The organism is Pseudomonas sp. BIGb0381, from assembly GCF_024809815.1.
Taxonomy (GTDB): Bacteria; Pseudomonadota; Gammaproteobacteria; order Pseudomonadales; family Pseudomonadaceae; genus Aquipseudomonas.
In genome coordinates, this window is the sequence record NZ_JANUEN010000002.1 from 111,545 (window position 1) to 130,339 (window position 18,795).

Here is an 18,795-nt window from a genome sequence, read left to right on the forward strand (position 1 = left end):
CGACCATAAAAACCTTTCGAAGCGTTTACGGTGGGTTATTTCCTGGTCGTAAGAGTAGACGTTTGCAGGAGCTGCGATGGCTGACAAGGAAGTGCTGCAAACCCTTAAAGGCGTACTTGCCTGCCTTTCGGGTGCGGTTGTTGTCTTGGATCGATCTGCCCTGGTCGTCGTGGGTAACCCTGCGTTTTCGGCGTTGCAGCTCCAGCATGGAGTACCACCTGATGCAGGGGCCGAGTTTCTCGCCCTGCTGCGGCCAGAGGACTACGGGCTTTTTTATGCGGCGCTCGAGAAGGCCGATGGAAAGTCCCGGGTGTTTTTTGAGGCGACAGCGAGGGGAGTGGGCCGGTTGGGCGTATCGATAACGCCGTGGCAGCACGACTACTTTATCGCTGAGATTACCCCTGGCCTGGAACTCACTCGCTCTACCGCCGACGGCGAGCGCTTTTCAGATATACCCCTTAAATCGATTTTCGATTCATCCGGTACCGGGTTGGCGCTCGTGGCGCTTGACGGTCGGTGGCTACGGGCCAATAACGTGATTTGCACGCTGTTGGGCTACAGCGAAGCGCAGCTGCAAAGCACCACGTTCATGGCTTTGACCCACCCCGAGGACCGCGAGGTGGGCAAGCAGTTGATAGAAGAGTTGAAGGGCGGTGCACGGCAGGGCGCCACCTTGCATAAACGCTACATCCACCACGACGGTCAGGTTGTCTGGGTACGCTTGACCGTGGGTCTGGTGCGGGACGACCAGGGGCAGCCGATCTGTTTTGTCTCCCAACTGGAAGACATCACCGAGAACTGGCAACTGCGCGAAACCTTGCTGGGCAGCGAGCTCAAATTCCTCACCCTCGCGGAAAACTCACCCAATATCATTGTTCGTTACGATCGCAACTTGTTGCGCACGTACGTCAACCCGACGTTCCTGCTCTTGACCGGCATGTCCTACGACGAAGCGATCGGCGCCAGCCCCATGCAGGAGTCCGGCGACTACCTGAATCAACTGCGTCACGTGGCATCCACAGGCGAGACGGCTCAATTTCTGAATAGCTGGGTGGTCGCGCCCAGTGGTGATTATGTGAGTTGTGTGGTCAGCTTGATGGCCGAGCGCAGCCCTTCAGGTGAGGTGGTGGGGGTGCTGGCGCTCGCCCACGACATCACTGAGCTGCGTAAGCAGCAAGTGCTTGAAGATGCGCGTTTACGCATATTCGAAACCATGGCCACGGGGGCTCCTTTAGACGAAACGCTGGCGTTGCTGGTGGGCTACCTTCAGTTGGCCTTGCCCCACCGTTCCTGTGGTGTCGTGCTTGCCGACCCGCAAAGTCTCGAGTCGTCGGCACGCAAGCCTTCTGCCGCGACTCTTGCAGAAGGCGTTCCTTCAGTCTGGTCCGAGCCCATCGTGGATAACCAGGGGCACATCCTGGGTGCTTTCGAGTTATCTCAGTCGCCTGGTTCCCTGCCGCAAGAGAGCGACCTGCAGCGCGTACGCCAGACCTGTCACATTGCGGCCATTGCCATTGAGCGCTTGCGCTCCGAATCGTTACTCAGGGAGCGCGAGCGCCGTTACCGGGATATTTCCGACCATACCCTGGACATGTTGTGCCTGCTGGAGGTTACGCCACTCGGTGACCTACGCTGCGTTGAGGTCAACCCCGCGTTGCTGCAGGTGCTTGGAAAACCGCATGATGATGTTATCGGCGAGGCGCTGGAGTCGATTTTTGGTCGGTCGAACGCGCGAAAAATCCAGACGCTCTACGAGCAGTGCAGGGCCGCCGCACGGGTGGTGGAGTCGGATGAAGGCCTGCTGGTTCGCAACGAAGTCCGTAACTTGCATTTTACCTTGGTGCCGGTGGCTGATTCCGGCAGCGCGGGCCAACGGGTACTGGTGATCTGTCGCGATGTGACTCATCTGACCAGGGCCCGGCAAAAAGAACTGGAACGCCAGCACGACATCAACGCACTGGTGGAAAACAGCCCGGACGCGGTCGCCCGATTGAGTGCTCAAGGCGAAGTGCTTTATGTCAATGCGCAGTTGAGGAAGTGGGTGGGCGGTGCATGGCCGGAACTGATGGGCATGCCCATGGATGAGGTGTTTCCCCTGAACGCTCAGTCCCAGCTTTTTCGAGAGTTGGTGGCCCAGGTGATTCAGCAGAACAAAGCCACGGAGCAAGAATTTTTATTGTCGGGTTTGAAAACCGCGCCCAAGGTGGTGTTGATCCATTTTGTCCCTGAGCTTGACGGCCAGCGCGTCGTCAGCGTACTGGCCGTGGGGCGCGATATTTCCAAGCTGCGCGCTGCGGAACGCCGCCTGGCCAATTCCAACGCCCAATTACGTGACCTGTCGACCCGCCGGGAAACGGCGCGGGAAGAGGAACGCAAACTGATCGCCAGAGAAATCCATGATGAACTGGGCCAGCACCTGACGGCACTGCGCATGGGCATCTCGTTATTGAGGTTTCAGTTCGGCACCGATACGCCTGAGCTCACCCCTCAGGTCGAGCGCTTGATGGCCCTGACCGATAAGACGATCCAGGTGGTGCGTGATGTCTCCACCAGCCTGCGACCCTCCGCGCTGAACCTGGGGCTGGTGTCCGGTCTTGAATGGCTGACAGCCGAATTCGTCACCTCTACCCGGGTTCCCTGCGCGTTGAACCTGCCTTTGATTCCCTTGACCCTGCCGGACACCCACGTTACCGCTGCATTTCGCATCGTGCAGGAGTCATTGACCAACATCGCCCGCTACGCCGAGGCGACACAGGTCAGCGTGACCCTGACCCCGCAGGAGACGCACTGGCTGCTGGAGGTCCAGGATAACGGCAAGGGGTTTGACCCCGATGCCGTCGGCCGCAAGACGTTGGGCCTGGCAGGCATGCGTGAGCGTGGCTTGATGTTGGGCGGCAAAGTGATCATTTTCAGCCACCCCGGACAAGGCACGACGGTCCAGGCTTTCATTCCGATGCACAAGGATAGGTATTGATGATTCGAATGCTGATCGCAGATGACCACACCATCATGCGCGAAGGGCTCAAACAGTTGTTCTCGCTGGTCGCCGATTTGCAGGTAGTGGCCGAAGCCGAGAGTGGAACGCAACTGATCGAATTGTTGCGTAAGGTCGAGATCGACCTGTTGCTGCTCGACATGAATATGCCGGGCATCAGCGGCGAGATCTTGATCGCGCGCCTGCATACCCATTACCCGAACCTGCCGATTCTGGTGTTGAGCATGCATAACGAAATCCATATCGCGCAACGGGCATTACGTGCCGGTGCGCTTGGCTACCTCACCAAGGACCGCGATCCCGAAACCCTATTGGTGGCGATCCGTCGGGTGGTCAGCGGCCAACGTTACCTGGACCCTGGGCTGGCAGAACAGATCGCGCTGCAGAGCAGTGGCTTGAAGCAGCAGACCTTTGTCGAAAGCTTGTCCGATCGTGAGTTCCAGATCCTGCGCTTGCTGGCGCACGGCATGAGCGTCAACCAGATTGCCGAGCAACTCGTCATCAGCAACAAGACGGTCAGTACCCACAAGACTCGGCTGATGGAAAAAATGGGATTTTCTTCCACCGCCGACATTGTGCGTTTCGCCATGACCCTGGGTATTTCGTGACGCGCGTACGGGGGTAGGAATTTTCCTAGCCTGATTCCCGGTATCCCTACCCCAGAATAGGGATGCTCCGATGGTGGCGATGCCATTATTGGGCCAGTATTCCCTTCAAGCAGCCGAATTGCCGATCAGGCGGTGGCGACAGGCTTTGACTGGGAGATAGACCGTGACCGATCAGACACCATTTCCTAGCGCGGCTCTGGCTCTGTTTCCCGTCGCCTCTGCGGGCCTGCTCGGCGGACTTGCGATAGCCTACAGCGAGCGCTTCAGTCTGGAGGCGATGGTGGCAGGGGCCGCGTTGTTTACGCTGTGTATTGGCATGGGCTTGTGGACGAACAAGCGGTACCAGGCACACTGCAATCGCCTTCAGCAACAGCTTGATCAAGCGGCTTCGGTGCCACCGACGCTGGCCGTCGATAACGGCTTGGCGCAAGTGTGCGTCAGCGTGCTGCCGATCTGGTCCCGGCAGATAGAAGCGGCTCGCTCGATCAGTGAAACGTCGATCCTCAAGCTCAGCGAACGCTTTGGCACGCTCTCCTCAAACATCAGTCACAGCGTGTCCAGCAACGGCGGCCAGGATGCCTCGCAACAATTGGTCGACTTGCTGGAAGTCGGCCAGCATGACCTCAATTCCATCGTCCTGGCCCTGCGTGCTGCGCTCTCCAATAAAGAGAATGAACTCAAGGAAGTCATGCAACTTTCCGGGTTCACCGAGCAACTTCAGCAGATGGCCAAGTTTGTCGGTGACATCGCCAGTCAAACCAACCTGCTTGCCCTCAACGCGGCGATTGAAGCCGCGCGAGCCGGGGAGGCGGGGCGAGGGTTTGCGGTGGTCGCCGATGAAGTGCGTAAGCTGTCGAGCATGTCCGGCGAGACCGGGCGCAAGATCAGCGAAACCGTGATCACCGTCAACGCCGCCATCGCCCGTACGGTGCAAATGTCCCGCCACCACGCCGAACAAGACACCCTGACCCTCGCCGATTCGGAGCGCGTGGTCTCGCAGGTCATTGAACATTTTCGCGCGACCGCCCAGACCATCGTGCGCAACAGCCATGACCTGCAGCAGCAGAGCGCCAACGTCGCCGACGAGATTGCCCAGGTGCTGGTTGCCCTGCAGTTCCAGGACCGCGTCAGCCAGATGTTGACCTTGATTACCCACGACCTGGACAAGTTGCAGCAGCAACTGGACGAGCGCAATGAGTTGAGCCTCAGCGGACATACCCTGGCGCCGATGACCAGCGACCGTTGGCTGCACGAGCTATCAACGGCTTACACCATGCCGGAGCAGCACGCCATTCATGACGGTAAACCGCATGCGAAGGCGGATGCCAACGAAATCACTTTCTTCTAGAGGAGCTTTTCCGATGAGCAAAACCATTCTGATCGTCGATGACTCGGCCTCCATCCGGCAAGTGGTCAGCATCACGCTCAAAGGCGCCGGTTACGACGTGATCGAAGGCTGTGACGGCAAAGACGCCCTGAGCAAATTGGACGGTCGCAAAATCCACCTGATTGTCAGTGATGTGAACATGCCCAACATGGATGGCCTCAGTTTCGTCAAGGCCGCCAAACTGTTGCCGGCCTACAAGTTTACGCCGGTCATCATGCTGACCACCGAAGCCAGCGATGCGATGAAGCAGCAAGGCCAGGCCTCCGGCGCCAAGGCCTGGATGGTCAAGCCCTTCCAGCCGGCGCAAATGCTGACTGCCGTCTCCAAGTTGATCCTGCCATAGCGATGACCAGCGACCGCTGGCCAGGAGGTTTGCATGAAAAGCTCCGTCCCGATGCTGCGTCGAATCCAGGTCATGGAGGGCCCGCTGACGATCTATACGGCTGCCGAGCAAAAGGACGTGCTGTTGTCGTTGTTTCCTCTGGCCCATGAAGTGGAGTTGGACCTGTCGAATGTCGACGAGCTGGACAGTGCCGGGTTGCAGCTGTTGATCCTCATCAAACGCGAGTCCCTCAAGGAGGGAACCCAGCTGTTGCTGAGCAACCCCAGCGCTACGGTGAGCGAAGCACTGCGCCTCAGCGGTCTTGACGACTACTTCACCAATGCCTGTTTCACCCAGTCGGTCGGAGCGTAATCGTATGGCCCAGCCCATGAACATGGATGATGTGCTGCAGACTTTCATTGCCGAAAGTCGCGAGCTTCTGTTGCAAATGGAAGATGCGCTGCTGCAGATCGAGAAGTCGCCGCAGGACCTGGACACTATCAACGGCCTGTTCCGCGTGGCCCACACCATCAAAGGCTCGGCCGGCCTGTTTGGCTTGATGCCGATCGTTGAGTTCACCCATGTCGCCGAAAGCGTGCTGGACCGGGTGCGCAGCCTGGAGGTGCGCGTCGATGAGGCGCTGAGTGCGTTGTTTCTCGACGCCCGCGACCATATCGGCCAATTGATTGACCTGTTGGCCGAGGACGGCAACCTGGATCGCTTGGATGAACCGCTGCGGGCGCAGGGTCAATCGCTCATTGAGCGGCTGTCGCTGTATCTGGAGACGGCGGTCTCGACACCAGCGCCGGCCCTTCCAGCGACGTCGCCGGCGGATGAGCAGGGCGGCACTCCCGGCCATTGGCATTTGTCCCTGCGCTTTGGCCCGGATGTGTTGCGCAATGGCATGGACCCCTTGGCGTTCCTGCGTTACCTGAGCACGCTGGGACGTTTGCTGCACACCGTTACCTTGTTCGATGGCTTGCCACCCCTGGCCGCCATGGACGCGGAAACCAACTACCTGGGGTTTGAACTCGCACTGGCCAGCGACGCCCCCCTTGAGGTGATCGACGGTGCCTTTGATTTTGTCCGCGAGGACGCGCTCGTGCAGATCCTCGCACCACACGCCACGGTGCAGGCATGTCGCGCCCATCTCGACGCACTACCCGAAGACAATGCCGGGCTGCTCGAGCTGTTGGTGCGTTGCGGCACACTGACCGAGGCCCAGGCCTTGCTCGTGACCCAGGACGCTGAGCCCGCACCGGTCGAGACGCGCAGTGAGCCTGATGCCCAGGATCCGACGACGCCGTTGATCAAGGCCGGCAAGGCTGCGGCGAGCAACGAAGCCAGCCTGATTCGGGTCGATGCCGCCAAGCTGGACCAACTGATCAACCTGGTCGGTGAGCTGATCATCGCCGGTGCCGGCGCCAACCTGGTGGCGGTGCGCAGCGGCATCGGCGAGATGATCGAAGCCACCAGCCTCTTATCGCGATTGGTTGAGGAAGTACGCGACTCGGCACTGACCCTGCGCATGGTGCAGATCGGCGCGACCTTCACGCGGTTCCAGCGTGTGGTGCGGGACGTCTCCAAAGAGTTGGGCAAGGACATTGTGCTGCACATCGGCGGCGGTGAGACCGAGCTGGACAAGACCGTCGTCGAACGCATCGGCGACCCGCTGACCCATTTGGTGCGCAATGCCATGGACCACGGCATCGAGCCGGCGGCGACGCGCCTCCAGCGTGGCAAGCCCGCCCAGGGCACGGTACGCCTGAACGCCTATCACGAATCCGGCAGCATCGTGATTGAGGTGTCCGACGACGGCGGCGGCCTGGCCAAGGACAAGATCCTGGCCAAGGCCCGTGAGCGTGGCTTGGTGGGAGAGGGCCAGCAGCCGTCGGACAAAGACATTCTGAATTTGATCTTCGAGCCGGGATTCTCCACCGCCGACCAAGTCAGCAACCTGTCCGGCCGTGGCGTGGGCATGGACGTCGTGAAACGCAATATCACGGCGTTGCGCGGCAGCGTCAGCCTCGAGAGCGAACTGGGGCAGGGCACCACTGTGCGGATCCGCCTGCCGCTGACGCTGGCAATCATTGACGGCTTTCTGATCGGAGTGGGCAAGGCTTCCTATGTCATTCCGCTGAATATGGTCGAGGAGTGCATCGAGCTGGCGCCTCAGGCGGGAGCCGAAACCGATTACCTGGACCTGCGCGGGGATGTGCTGCCGATCCTGCGGTTAAGGGATCTGTTTGATGTGCAAGAGCCCGGAGGCAACCGCGAGAACGTGGTCGTCGTGCAATACGCAGGCCTGCGGGCCGGCCTGGTGGTAGATCGCTTGCAGGGGGAGTTTCAAACCGTGATCAAACCACTCGGCAAAGTGTTTGGTGACGCCCATGGGCTGGGCGGTTTCACGATCCTCGGCAGCGGAACCGTCGCCCTGATTCTGGACATACCCAATTTGCTGGGACGTATTGCCAAGGAAGCCACCCACCGTTCGACCCCCAATTCTTTATCGACTCAATGAAGCGTCATCAGGAGTGCCTCGCCATGACCGTTATCAGAAACATCATGTTGTTGGTTTTCACGGCAATGCTGGGTGTCGTCGTGTTGGGTGGCACCAGCCTGTATCTGGCTGGTGAAATCAAGACGAGCGCCAGCTATGCCAACGTCAATACGGTGCCCAGCCTGCTGGAAATCGACCGTGCCGCAACAGCGTTCACCGACCTTCACGCCTTGCAATGGCAGCGCTTGAACGATCCCGGAAAAAATCTGGTCCCCAGTTACGCGGACAGCGTGGCACAGGACTTCAGTGTGGTTGGCAAAGCCCTGGATCGCTATCAGGCCGAGTTGACCTCCGACGAGCATGACGCGTCGCTGTTGAAACAACTGCGTGGTCACTTGGCTGAGTTCGCTGCCTTGCAGGCGCGTTTCGACAAGCTTATCGACAACGGTGATCAAGCCTCGGCCCGTACATTGATTGAGACGAGCCAACCGTTGCAGACCACGGTGATTTCAGGGATCAGTGAGCTGCGCGAATACAACCTGGAGCTGGGGCGAAAAGGCCAATTGCAAGCCACCGCCATCGAGAAGAATGCGCGCTACATCATCCTGTTGGTGAGCGGCCTGACTCTGTTCGCAACCATCCTGGTCGGCACCTTGCTCGGGCGTAACCTGATGCGCCGGCTCGGTGCCGAACCGACCGTGGTGCAAGCCTATGCGGCACGTCTATCGGCTGGCGAGCTGAATGCCAAGGCGACGCTCAAGCAGGGCGACACCACCAGCCTGATGGCGAGCATGCAGCAGTTGGGCGCGAACCTGCACGCGTTGATCGTGGAGATGGACCGTATGTCCAGTGAACACGACAAGGGCGAGATCGACGCACAGATCGATGCCGGCCGCTTTCATGGCAGTTACCGCTCCATGGCCCAGGGCATCAACGATATGGTCAACGGCCACATCGCGGTGAAGAAAAAAGCCATGGCCTGCATACGCTCCTTTGGTAACGGTGATCTGTCTGCACCCCTGGAACAATTCCCCGGCAAAAAGGCCTTTATCAACGAAAACATCGAGCTGCTGCGCACCAACATCCTGGCGCTGATCAATGAAATGCAGCACATGTCCAGCGAGCATGAAAAAGGTGACATTGACGTCATGATTGACGTCGAGCGGTTCGCGGGCTCGTACCGTGATATCGGCCAGGGTATCAACGAGATGGTCAACGGCCATATCAGCGTGAAGAAAAAAGCCATGGCCTGTATTCGCGCGTTCGGCGAGGGCGATTTGTCCGCTCCGCTGGAGCAGTTCCCGGGTAAAAAGGCCTTTATCAACGAAAACATCGAGCAACTGCGTGCCAATATCCTGGCCCTTGTCGAGGACACCAGCCAGATCAGTGACAGTGCGCTGATCGGCAAGCTGGACACCCGGCCTGACGTGGCCCGGCACCAGGGGGATTTCCGCCGCATCATCGTCGGGATCAATGGTTCTCTGGACGCAATCATCGTACCGATTACCGAGGCCATGGACGTGTTGTCGGCGATGTCCGGTGGCGACCTGACTCGCACCATTACCGGTGACTACCAGGGCAAGTTCCTCGAGCTGAAGAACTCGGTCAACGACACGGTGGAAAAACTCTCGGAAATCATCGGCGAAGTGCGCGGGTCAGCGGACTCGCTGTCGAGTGCCTCGGAAGAGATCTCCGCCACCGCCCAAAGCATGGCTCAGTCGGCTTCCGAGCAAGCGGCATCGGTCGAACAGACCTCGTCGTCGATGGAGCAAATGTCGGCGTCCATTTCCCAGAACACCGAAAATGCCAAGGTCACCGACGGCATGGCGGGTAAAGCCAACAAGGAAGCGTCGGAAGGCGGTCGTGCCGTGAAGGACACCGTGGCAGCGATGAAAACCATCGCCGAAAAAATCGGCATCGTCGATTCCATCGCCTACCAGACCAACTTGCTGGCGCTCAACGCAGCGATCGAAGCGGCACGGGCCGGCGAGCACGGCAAAGGCTTCGCCGTGGTCGCGGCCGAAGTGCGCAAACTGGCGGAGCGCAGCCAGATCGCCGCACAGGAAATCAGTGAAGTGGCCAAGAACAGCGTGGCCTTGGCCGAGCGGGCGGGCAACTTGCTGGACGAGATAGTGCCTTCGATTGCCAAGACCTCCGACCTGGTGCAGGAAATTGCGGCTGCGTCGGAAGAGCAATCCATCGGTTCCGAGCAAATCAACAGCGCAATGTCGCAGATGAGCCAACTGACCCAGCAAAACGCGTCGGCCTCCGAGGAGCTGGCGGCGACGGCCGAGGAAATGAGTGGCCAGGCCGAGCAGCTGCAGGAACTCATGGGGTTTTTCACCGTGCAAAGCAAACGTGCCGGACGCAATGTCTCGACGCCCCAGATCAGCCGCGCGATGTCCACGCAGGACCATGACAGTCGCTCCTTGGACGGCGGTTTCGTCCGCTTTGGGAGTTGACCCATGGGCACCTCAGCGGTCAGGCAGGGCGCTGTCGAACCTGCGCCGCCAGTGGATGAACCGTTGCAGTACCTGACCTTCCTGGCGGCTCAGGAGATGTACGCGGTCAATACCCTGAGTGTTCGTGAAATCATCGAATACAACCAGGTGACCACCGTACCGATGATGCCGGCATTCCTGCGGGGGGTCATCAATCTGCGCGGCTCAGTGGTGCCGGTCGTGGACCTCAAGGCACGCTTTGACAAGGGGACGACGGAACTGGGCAGTCGGACCTGCATCGTCATCCTTGAGGCCGCGAAGGAGGGCGAATCCCAGGTCCTGGGGGTGGTGGTGGATTCGGTCAGCGAAGTCATCGAGATACTCGACATTGATATCAAGCCCGCACCGGCGTTCGGCAATCATATTCGCACCGACTTCATCCGGGGGATGACCAAGGTGCGAGGCGAGTTCGTCACGCTCCTGCAGATCGAGCATGTGCTGTGTGTCGATGAGATGGCCGGCCTGATGTCTGTTTGACGAGCACACCAGCGCCTGCGGGCGTGACTGGAAAGTATTTGATCCGAGGTGAATCATGGCCCTACCCATCGACAGTCCAGGCAATGCCACAGTCTCGAGCCCGAGCCAGTACCTAACCTTTGTGCTGGGGGAGGAGATGTTTGCCGTGGGCACGCTCAACGTCCGGGAAATCATCGAATACGGGCCGATCACCAGCGTGCCGTTGCTGCCTCCCAGCATACGCGGGGTGATTAATCTGCGTGGCGCGGCGGTCCCCGTGCTCGACCTGGGGGTGCGCTTTCGCGGCGAACGCACGGTGCAGACCCCAAGGACCTGCTTTGTGATCATCGAGGTACAGGCCAATGCCCAGCGCAAACCGGTGGGCATCATCGTCGATGCGGTCAGCGAGGTACTGGAGATCGCCGATCAGGATATAGAGCCTTCGTTGAATTTCGGTACCGATGTGAGGGCCGATTTTTTACTGGGTATCGGCAAGCTGGAAAGCGGTTTTGTGCTGTTACTGGACATCGGTCGCGTGTTGTCCCTGGAACAGGTCGATGCGCTGTCCAACCTTGAGTCTTCGCTACCTTCGATCGCCTGAGTGTGCTGTGGGAATGTCCTTATGAACGTGATCCTTTCTGACGCCGAGTTCGCGCAGTTTCGTGACCTCATTTATCAAATCGCGGGCATCAGCCTGTCCGATGCCAAAAAACAGTTGGTGAGCACTCGCCTGGCCAAGCGCTTGCAGGTGCTCACGCTCAACACTTACGGCGCTTACTACAGGGTGTTGATGAAGGACAGCGCGGAGTTGCAGATGGCGGTGGATCTGCTGACGACCAACGAAACCTACTTTTTTCGTGAGCCCAAGCATTTTGATTTCCTGCGTGATGTAGCGTTGCCCGAACTGCGTGGCAGCGGACCGTTGCGCATATGGAGTGGCGCGTGCTCGACCGGTGAAGAACCCTATACCCTGGCGATGGTCCTGGCTGACAACCTCGCCGGCCGGCCCTGGGAGATTGTCGCATCGGACATTAGCAGCCGGGTGTTGGACAAAGCCCGCCTTGGGCGTTATCCCCTCGACGGCACACGTGGCATCCCTGAGGCGCTGCTGAACAAGTATTGCCTCAAGGGCGTGGGAGCCAACCACGGTTGTTTCATGGTCGACCCGGCGCTGGCGGCAAAGATCAATTTCCAGTCGATCAATCTGAACAACCCGCTGCCGAAACTGGGGATGTTTGATGTGATCTTCCTGCGCAACGTGATGATCTATTTTGACAACGACACCAAAGTGCAAGTGGTCAAGCGACTGATCAGCCACTTGAAGCCGGGCGGGTACTTTCTGGTCAGCCATTCGGAGAGCCTCAACGGCATTACCGACCAGCTGCGACTGGTCAAGCCTTCCATCTACCGGAGGCCACATGCCTGACAGCCGACCGTCCAACGAGGTGTTCCTGAATCCTGGCGATTGGTTTTTCGGCTCGGGTGCGATTCACCTACGTACGGTGCTGGGGTCGTGTGTTGCCTTGGTGTTCTGGCATCCCCGGCGCTTGCTGGGGGGCATGTGTCACTACCTGCTGCCACAGCGCGCCGTGGCCAAACCCGGCGTCCTGGATGGTCGCTACGGCAATGAGGCGTTTGAATTGTTGCTCGCTCGAATACAGTCGATCAAGGCCCGGCCTGCGGAGTTCAGGATCAGCGTATTTGGCGGCGGGAACATGTTTCCTGGGTTTGTGCGCTCGGACAACGATTACGTCGGCCAGCGCAATGTCGAGCAGGCCATGCGCCTGCTCGATCTGCATCATTTGCAGTGTCAACACTTTCATGTGGAAGGCGTGGGTTATCGGACCATTGTGTTCGATCTCACCAGCGGCGAAATAGAACTCAACTACCTGGCCTTGCGAACCCCTAGCAGCCCTCATGGAGAGCGTGCGACATGAGCCTTATCAAAGTGCTGATCATTGATGATTCCGCCGTGGTGCGTCAGGTGCTGACGGCGACCCTGGGGCAAGACCCCGCTATTGAGGTGATCGGCGCGGCGGCAGACCCGGTGTTTGCCATGGACAAGATGAACAAGCAATGGCCGGATGTAATTGTGTTGGACGTCGAGATGCCACGGATGGATGGCATTACGTTCCTGAAGAAGTTGATGGCCGAACGCCCCACGCCCGTGGTCATCTGCTCCACGCTGACCGAAAAGGGCGCGGCCACGACCATGCAGGCCCTGGCGGCCGGCGCGGTCAGTATTGTGACCAAGCCACAACTCAACCTGCGTCAGTTTCTGACCGACAGTTCTGATGAATTGGCGGGCGCCGTCAAGGCCGCTGCCCGGGCCAACATGAAGCGTATGGTGCCGTCCAGTGAACGGGTACCGGCAAGGCTGACGGCCGACGTCATATTGCCCGCGGGTACCCAGGCGATGGCGCGCACCACCGAGAACATTGTCGCCATTGGTACGTCCACGGGCGGCACCCAAGCCCTGGAGTTGGTGTTGACCGCCTTGCCCAGGGTTTGCCCGGGAATCGTGATCGTGCAGCACATGCCCGAACACTTCACCGCTGCGTTTGCCGAGCGCCTCAATCGACTGTGCGAGATCGAGGTCAGGGAGGCGAAGAACGGTGACCGGGTTATCCCCGGTTGCGCGCTGATTGCCCCCGGTGGCCGACACATGGTGCTCAAGCGCAGCGGCGCCCAATACCAGGTGGAAATTGTCGACGGTCCGCCGGTCAGCCGCCATCGACCTTCGGTTGATGTGCTGTTTCGTTCGGTTGCCCGCAGTGCCGGGAGTAACGCGTTGGGGATCATCATGACGGGGATGGGCGACGATGGCGCCCGGGGCCTGAAGGAAATGCACGACAACGGTGCCCGCACCCTGGGCCAGGATGAAGAGTCCTGTGTGGTGTATGGCATGCCCAAGGAGGCGTTCAAGCTGGGTGCCGTGGAGCGTGAGTTGCCCCTTGAGCAGATCTCGGCGGCGATTCTGCAATCCATGCATCAGCGCCGCTGACTGTTCAGCCTGGGCATAACGGCCACGCTTTCATGCATCGAGCGCCTGCTGCCGGGCAATTTCCTGATTGCGCAGAATGAAGCGCTGTAACTTGCCACTGGGGGTCTTGGGGAGCTGGTCGACGAACTCCACTTCCCGGGGATAAGCATGCGCGGCCAGGCGTTGCCGCACATGCAGGCGCAGTACTTCGGCCAGCTCGGCACTCGGCTGATACTGGCTGCCGAGTACGACAAAGGCTTTGATCAGCTCGGTGCGCTGCGGGTCGGGCTTGCCGATCACCGCCGCTTCGATCACCGCCGGGTGTTCGATCAGCGCGCTCTCGACGTCGAACGGCCCGACGCGGTAGCCGGACGTGGTGATCACATCATCGTTGCGGCCAACGAAGCTGATACTGCCGTCGTCATTCAGTTCCACACTGTCGCCGCTGAGGTAATAGCGGCCCACAAAGGCCCGAGTGGGCATACCCAGGTAGCCGTCGAACCAGCAAAGGGGCGAGCGCTCGCGATCCACCGCCAGGACGCCCGGCTGACCCGCCGGCAATTCCCGATGCGCCTCATCCAGCACGACGATGCGGTAGCCGGGCACCGCATAACCCGCCGAGCCCTCACGGACCGGGTGACGCAAACCATGGTGATTGCACAACACCATGCCGATTTCCGTCTGGCCGTAATGGTCGTGAATGGTCACGCCGAGTTGCTCGGCAAACCAACGGATCACGTGTGGGTTGAGCGGCTCGCCGGCACTGCTGACGGCACGCAGGCGGCCGCGCACGGCGCCGGCGAACGCTGCGCCTTCGGCAATCAACAGGCGATAAGCCGTGGGTGAGCCGGCCAGATGGGTGATTGCGTACTTGGCAATGACTCGGCACGTACTCTCCACCGTGAAAGGGCCGTTGTAGAACAGCGTGGCATGACCACACGCCAGCGGGCCGGTCACTGCGTAATACAGGCCATAGGCCCAGCCGGGATCGGCCAGGTTCCAGAAGCGGTCGTCCTCACGCAGGCCAATCGAATCGCGCATATAGCCCTTGAAGGCCAGCATGGCGCGCAACGGCACTTCCAGCGGCTTGGCCGGCCCCGTGGTACCCGATGTGCACATGAGCAGGAACGGCGCGTCGGCGTCCAGCAGCACCGGTTCGCATTCTGCGCCCTGGCAATCCAGGGTGCTCCAGAACGGGTAATCGCTTGGGTTTTGCGGGCAGTCGCCGGTGATGACGACGCTTGGGCAGTTGGCAATCTCATCCAGCTTGGGACGGTTTTGGGGATCCGTTACGATCCAGCGCGCGTTGGAGCAGCCCAATCGTTGCTCGATCGCCTTGGGACCAAATGCGGTGAAGAGCGGTTGATAGACAGCGCCCACCCGCCAGGTCCCCAAGATGGCAATCAGCAGTTCAACCGTGCGTGGCATCAGGCCGGCAACGCGGTCGCCCGGTTTTACCCCTTGCTCGCGCAAAAAATGACCGAAGCGTGCAGCGCTGGCCTGCAACTGGCTGAATGTGTATTGCGTGGCGCTGCCATCCTGCGCTTCGCAATACAACGCCACGGCGTCGTCGTGGGCGTGGGCGTGTCGGTCGCAGCATTCGACGCAGGCGTTCAGGGCAGTGAGGTCGCCGTGCAAAGCCCGTTCGGCGGTCTGCTGGTAATTGAAGGATGTGGCCACAGCTTGATAATCACGCATAACGATACCTGGTTCTTATTGTTGGGTGTGTACTGCCAATAGTTGCGTTGCCCACGACTTGCCCATTGAACGACGACGCGTCGCTGAGGGGGCTAGCTGTCCATCATGTCGGCCGCTTGCTGGGTCGCCTGGCTGGTGCGGGTCGCCAGCTTGCGAACTTCATCGGCGACCACCGCGAACCCGCGTCCGGCTTCGCCAGCGCGGGCGGCCTCAATGGCAGCGTTCAATGCCAACAGGTTGGTCTGGCTGGCGATGCCCTGGATGGTGGCGACAATGTGCGTCAGCTTGCGCAGGGTCTCCTGCATCACTCGGTGCTGGTGTTCCTGAGCCTCACGCAGGGTGTTTTCTTCATGGTGGGCATGGATATCGGTGATGGCGCCCACCACTCTTTGCGGGGAACCGTCCTCTGCGCGGCGCGTTTGCCCACGGCCGCGAAACCAGCGGTAATTGCCACTGCTGTGCTTGAGCCGATAATCGACATCAAAGGGTGTTTTTCCGCTGTGATCTTCGACGTGGGCGACAAACGCCGCGATTGCCCGCGCGCTGTCGTCTGGATGCAGGCGTGAGGTCCAGCTTTCCAATGTATTGGGAAATTCCTCAACCGTGGTGTAACCCAGCAGTCGCCGCATTTGCGAAGACCACCAGATGGTGTTTTTCGGGTTCGCCGGATCACCCGCCACCACCTCAATGTCCCAGAGCCCGTCATGGAGCATTTCACGGGAAATTTCGAAGCGGGTGGCCGCCAGTTCGAGTGACTCTTCGTGCAGGCGCTGTTCATGAATGTCACGCAGGTTTCCGCCGATGGCGACCGGTACGCCTTGCGCATCGCGGCGCGCCACTCCGCTGATCCTGCACCAGCGATAGTCACCGTCTGATGCAAGGGCCATGCGTACGTCCAGCGTAAAGGGGGTTCGCCCGCTGCGATCAGCCAGGTGCCGGGCAAGCGCGTCAAGATGGCGTTGCCGGTCCGTCGCGTGCAGTTGCTCGTTCCAGCGGCCAAGTAGATCAATACCTTGGGTCGGGATCGACGCGGACCCTGTCCACCTCATGGCCCACTCCGGCGCGGGTGCAGCAACACCTGTCGGTTCCAGTTCCCAAAACAGTTCACCTGCGCCTTGAGCGATAAGCGCCCAGCTAGCCTCCCGTTCCTGCAGAAGCGCGTCGCGGCGGGCCAGGTGCTCGGCCAATTGGGCGGCTTCCAATGCCAGCGCGTGTGTCTGTGCTTTCAGTGCTCGCCGCTCTTGCAGCAATGTCTCGACGCCCGCCAGGATGCGTCGCAATAACGGGTTGCTCGACGACAGCGGTGTACTCGCCTGGTCAGGCTCATCCAGTCTGTCGGCAAGCGGAGCCAATACCCAGCGGTTGGTTCGGCTGAAAAAGAGCATGGGCCACCTCTATCTCGGATCAAATGGGGTCGATCGCCATGGGCTGTGTGGGTATGCGGACAAGGGCCCGTTGGTCAAAGGCTGTCGCCCCTGGCAGTGCCTGCCAGGCCAGGGGGCCGGCGGCGATTTCCCGCGCACTCAGCAGGCAGGTGTCGAGCTCGCGCTGTAACGCGTTGGTGTCGAGCCCCTGGCCGATAAACACCAACTCCTGCCGGCAGTCGCCGACCACGCTGTCCCATTTGGCCATGATGCTCTGCAGCCGATATTCATCCCGGGGCCATTGCGACGGCTCGATGAAGTTCCACCAGCGCCCGACATAGTCCCACTGGAACCGCTTGCCGCTTTGCACCAACAGGCCGGTTTCCAAGTGGCGGCTGGCGAGCCAGAAGTAACCTTTACTGCGCAGCAACCGCCCGTTGCACCAGGGCCGCTCGAGAAAGTCGAGCAACCGTTGCGGGTGGAAAGGCGCGCGCTCACGGTACACCCAGGACGTCACGCCGTAGGTGTCCGACTCGGAGACCGCCGCGTCTGCCACTTCCATTTTCCGCATCCAGCCCGGCGACGCCGCGAGGCTGGGTAAATCAAACAGATGGGTGCCAAGGAGGCTGGCTAACGGCACGTTACCGTGGGCCATCGGCAGGATCCGCGCAGTCGGGTTGAGGCCCGTGAGGATCGCCTGCACGGCCTGGTAGCGCGCCGCATCGATCAGGTCCAGCTTGTTGACGAGAATAACGTTGGCGTACTCCACCTGTTCGATCAGCAGATCGGCCAGATGGCGCTTGGGCGCGTCCGGCGTTGCGTCGTCGCGGTCAACGGTGTCCGGTGATTCGAGCAGTTCCTGGAAACGACTGCCATCGACCACCGTTACCAAGGTATCCAACCGCGCCAGTTCGCTGAGGCTGAAGCCCTCAGCGTCAAGGAAGGCGAACGTCTCCGCGACCGGCATCGGCTCGGAGATCCCCGTGGATTCAATCAGCAGGTAATCGAAACGCTGCTGGCGTGCGAGCATACTGATCTGCTCGAGCAAGTCAGCGCGCAGGGTGCAGCAGATGCAACCGTTGCTCATCTCGATCAGCTCATCGCGACCCCGGTGCAGCGCGACATCGCGCTGCACCTCTTCGGCATCGATATTGACTTCGCTCATGTCATTGACGATGACGGCCACGCGCAGGCCTTCGCGATTGCGCAGGATATGGTTGAGCAGGGTGGTTTTGCCGGCGCCGAGGAAGCCCGAAAGGACCGTCACCGGCAGTCGACTTGCCTGGGCGCCGTCTGTCATGCGTTCACCGCGCCCGCGCCGGCGGCCTTGTCCAGGTAGCTTTCGAACAGGTCGACCACCACAAAACCCTCATCGGCCGCATCCCCCCACAAGTCTTTCACGGCAAACTCGACGTGGTAGGTGGGTTGATGGGCGGCGCTTACATCGCCATGGCCAATCGCGTCGGGGAAGGGCCATTTCTCTGACGTCCGGTGCAGGACCACGCCTTCCTTGCCGCGCACGTAGGCGGGCATGCGGATGTGTCCGGCCACATATTCGTCTCGCACGACCACCCGATCTCCCACCTCGAAGGGCGTCCGCCCCGTGATCGCCGCGCGGCCCTCGGCATGGGCGGGATTCGCCAGCTTGAAGTGGGAGCCCAAGGCCTGATCAAGCTCAGCCTGGGTGATCACGCCGGTTTCGACCAGCAGGGTGGCGGTCGCGATGACGTAGCGTTCGTAGTACTGGGTGCCGACATGCTGGCGCACGTCCAGGCGTTCGACGGCGTGACGCACTTCGTCCACGCTGAACTTTTTCAAGTGGTCGGCACCGATGAACATCAAGCTGTAGGCCAGATGCTCCCAGTCCTGCTTGAACACCTGTTTGTAGCTCAGGCTATTGATGGTGTGGGGGACTTTTCCAAAGCCTTGGAAACCGCCGAGATCGTGAAAGCCATCCATAATCAAAACTCCGGGAGTGAAC

Annotated in this window: 14 protein-coding genes and 4 pseudogenes; 13 read left to right on the top strand and 5 right to left on the bottom strand. The window is 60.3% G+C overall.

From position 1 onward, the window contains the following. Positions 1-76: 76 nt before the first annotated feature. The 13 genes and pseudogenes from M2397_RS06860 (at position 77) to M2397_RS06920 (ending at position 13,773) form a co-directional block, all read left to right on the top strand. Positions 77-2,974: a PAS domain S-box protein gene (locus tag M2397_RS06860; protein ID WP_259242503.1), complete on the top strand. Its 2,898-nt coding sequence runs from the start codon at positions 77-79 to the stop codon at positions 2,972-2,974. After that, positions 2,974-3,603: a response regulator transcription factor gene (locus tag M2397_RS06865; protein WP_184742118.1), complete on the top strand. Its 630-nt coding sequence runs from the start codon at positions 2,974-2,976 to the stop codon at positions 3,601-3,603. The genes M2397_RS06860 and M2397_RS06865 overlap by 1 nt, the downstream gene beginning before the upstream one ends. 316 nt (positions 3,604-3,919) lie before the next feature. Next, positions 3,920-4,951 carry a methyl-accepting chemotaxis protein gene (locus tag M2397_RS06870; RefSeq protein ID WP_259242772.1) on the top strand — a complete coding sequence of 344 codons (1,032 nt, stop codon included), beginning with the start codon at positions 3,920-3,922 and terminating at the stop codon, positions 4,949-4,951. Between the two features lie 13 nt (positions 4,952-4,964). Beyond that, a complete protein-coding gene (locus M2397_RS06875; protein ID WP_027605685.1) occupies positions 4,965-5,333 on the top strand; it encodes a response regulator in 369 nt (122 codons plus the stop codon). Between the two features lie 33 nt (positions 5,334-5,366). After that, positions 5,367-5,684, top strand: coding sequence for a lipid asymmetry maintenance protein MlaB (locus M2397_RS06880; RefSeq protein ID WP_131696443.1), 318 nt, complete (start codon positions 5,367-5,369; stop codon positions 5,682-5,684). A 4-nt stretch (positions 5,685-5,688) separates the two neighbouring features. After that, a complete protein-coding gene (locus tag M2397_RS06885; protein WP_259242504.1) occupies positions 5,689-7,833 on the top strand; it encodes a chemotaxis protein CheA in 2,145 nt (714 codons plus the stop codon). A 917-nt stretch (positions 7,834-8,750) separates the two neighbouring features. Then, positions 8,751-9,374, top strand: a pseudogene (locus tag M2397_RS06890) (methyl-accepting chemotaxis protein); the annotation flags it as partial. Positions 9,375-9,695: 321 nt separating this feature from the next. Next, positions 9,696-10,274 (top strand): annotated as a pseudogene (locus M2397_RS06895) (methyl-accepting chemotaxis protein); the annotation flags it as partial. A 3-nt stretch (positions 10,275-10,277) separates the two neighbouring features. Beyond that, positions 10,278-10,790, top strand: coding sequence for a chemotaxis protein CheW (locus M2397_RS06900; RefSeq protein WP_131696441.1), 513 nt, complete (start codon positions 10,278-10,280; stop codon positions 10,788-10,790). Between the two features lie 55 nt (positions 10,791-10,845). Then, positions 10,846-11,370, top strand: a complete 525-nt coding sequence (locus M2397_RS06905) for a chemotaxis protein CheW (RefSeq protein WP_131696440.1) — start codon at positions 10,846-10,848, stop codon at positions 11,368-11,370. A gap of 21 nt (positions 11,371-11,391) precedes the next feature. Continuing rightward, positions 11,392-12,195, top strand: a complete 804-nt coding sequence (locus tag M2397_RS06910; protein WP_259242505.1) for a protein-glutamate O-methyltransferase CheR — start codon at positions 11,392-11,394, stop codon at positions 12,193-12,195. Continuing rightward, a complete protein-coding gene (locus M2397_RS06915; protein ID WP_131696438.1) occupies positions 12,188-12,706 on the top strand; it encodes a chemotaxis protein CheD in 519 nt (172 codons plus the stop codon). Before M2397_RS06910 ends, M2397_RS06915 begins: the two co-directional genes overlap by 8 nt. Then, on the top strand, positions 12,703-13,773 hold the full coding sequence (locus tag M2397_RS06920) for a chemotaxis response regulator protein-glutamate methylesterase (RefSeq protein WP_131696437.1): 1,071 nt from the start codon (positions 12,703-12,705) through the stop codon (positions 13,771-13,773). The genes M2397_RS06915 and M2397_RS06920 overlap by 4 nt, the downstream gene beginning before the upstream one ends. A 30-nt stretch (positions 13,774-13,803) precedes the next feature. On the opposite strand, the gene M2397_RS06925 is transcribed toward M2397_RS06920, so the two are convergent. The 5 genes and pseudogenes from M2397_RS06925 to nthB all read right to left on the bottom strand — a co-directional run bounded on the left by M2397_RS06925 (position 13,804) and on the right by nthB (position 18,773). Further along, positions 13,804-15,450 (bottom strand): AMP-binding protein, encoded by a 1,647-nt coding sequence (locus M2397_RS06925; RefSeq protein ID WP_259242506.1) that lies wholly within the window; start codon positions 15,448-15,450, stop codon positions 13,804-13,806. Between the two features lie 116 nt (positions 15,451-15,566). Next, positions 15,567-15,836 (bottom strand): annotated as a pseudogene (locus M2397_RS30405) (methyl-accepting chemotaxis protein); the annotation flags it as partial. Next, a pseudogene (locus tag M2397_RS30270) lies at positions 15,822-16,835 on the bottom strand (PAS domain-containing protein); the annotation flags it as partial. The pseudogenes M2397_RS30270 and M2397_RS30405, both read right to left, overlap by 15 nt. 19 nt (positions 16,836-16,854) lie before the next feature. Further along, on the bottom strand, positions 16,855-18,114 hold the full coding sequence (locus M2397_RS06940) for a GTP-binding protein (protein WP_259242507.1): 1,260 nt from the start codon (positions 18,112-18,114) through the stop codon (positions 16,855-16,857). Further along, positions 18,111-18,773 carry a nitrile hydratase subunit beta gene (gene nthB / locus M2397_RS06945; RefSeq protein WP_131696433.1) on the bottom strand — a complete coding sequence of 221 codons (663 nt, stop codon included), beginning with the start codon at positions 18,771-18,773 and terminating at the stop codon, positions 18,111-18,113. The genes M2397_RS06940 and nthB overlap by 4 nt, the downstream gene beginning before the upstream one ends. Positions 18,774-18,795 lie beyond the last annotated feature (22 nt).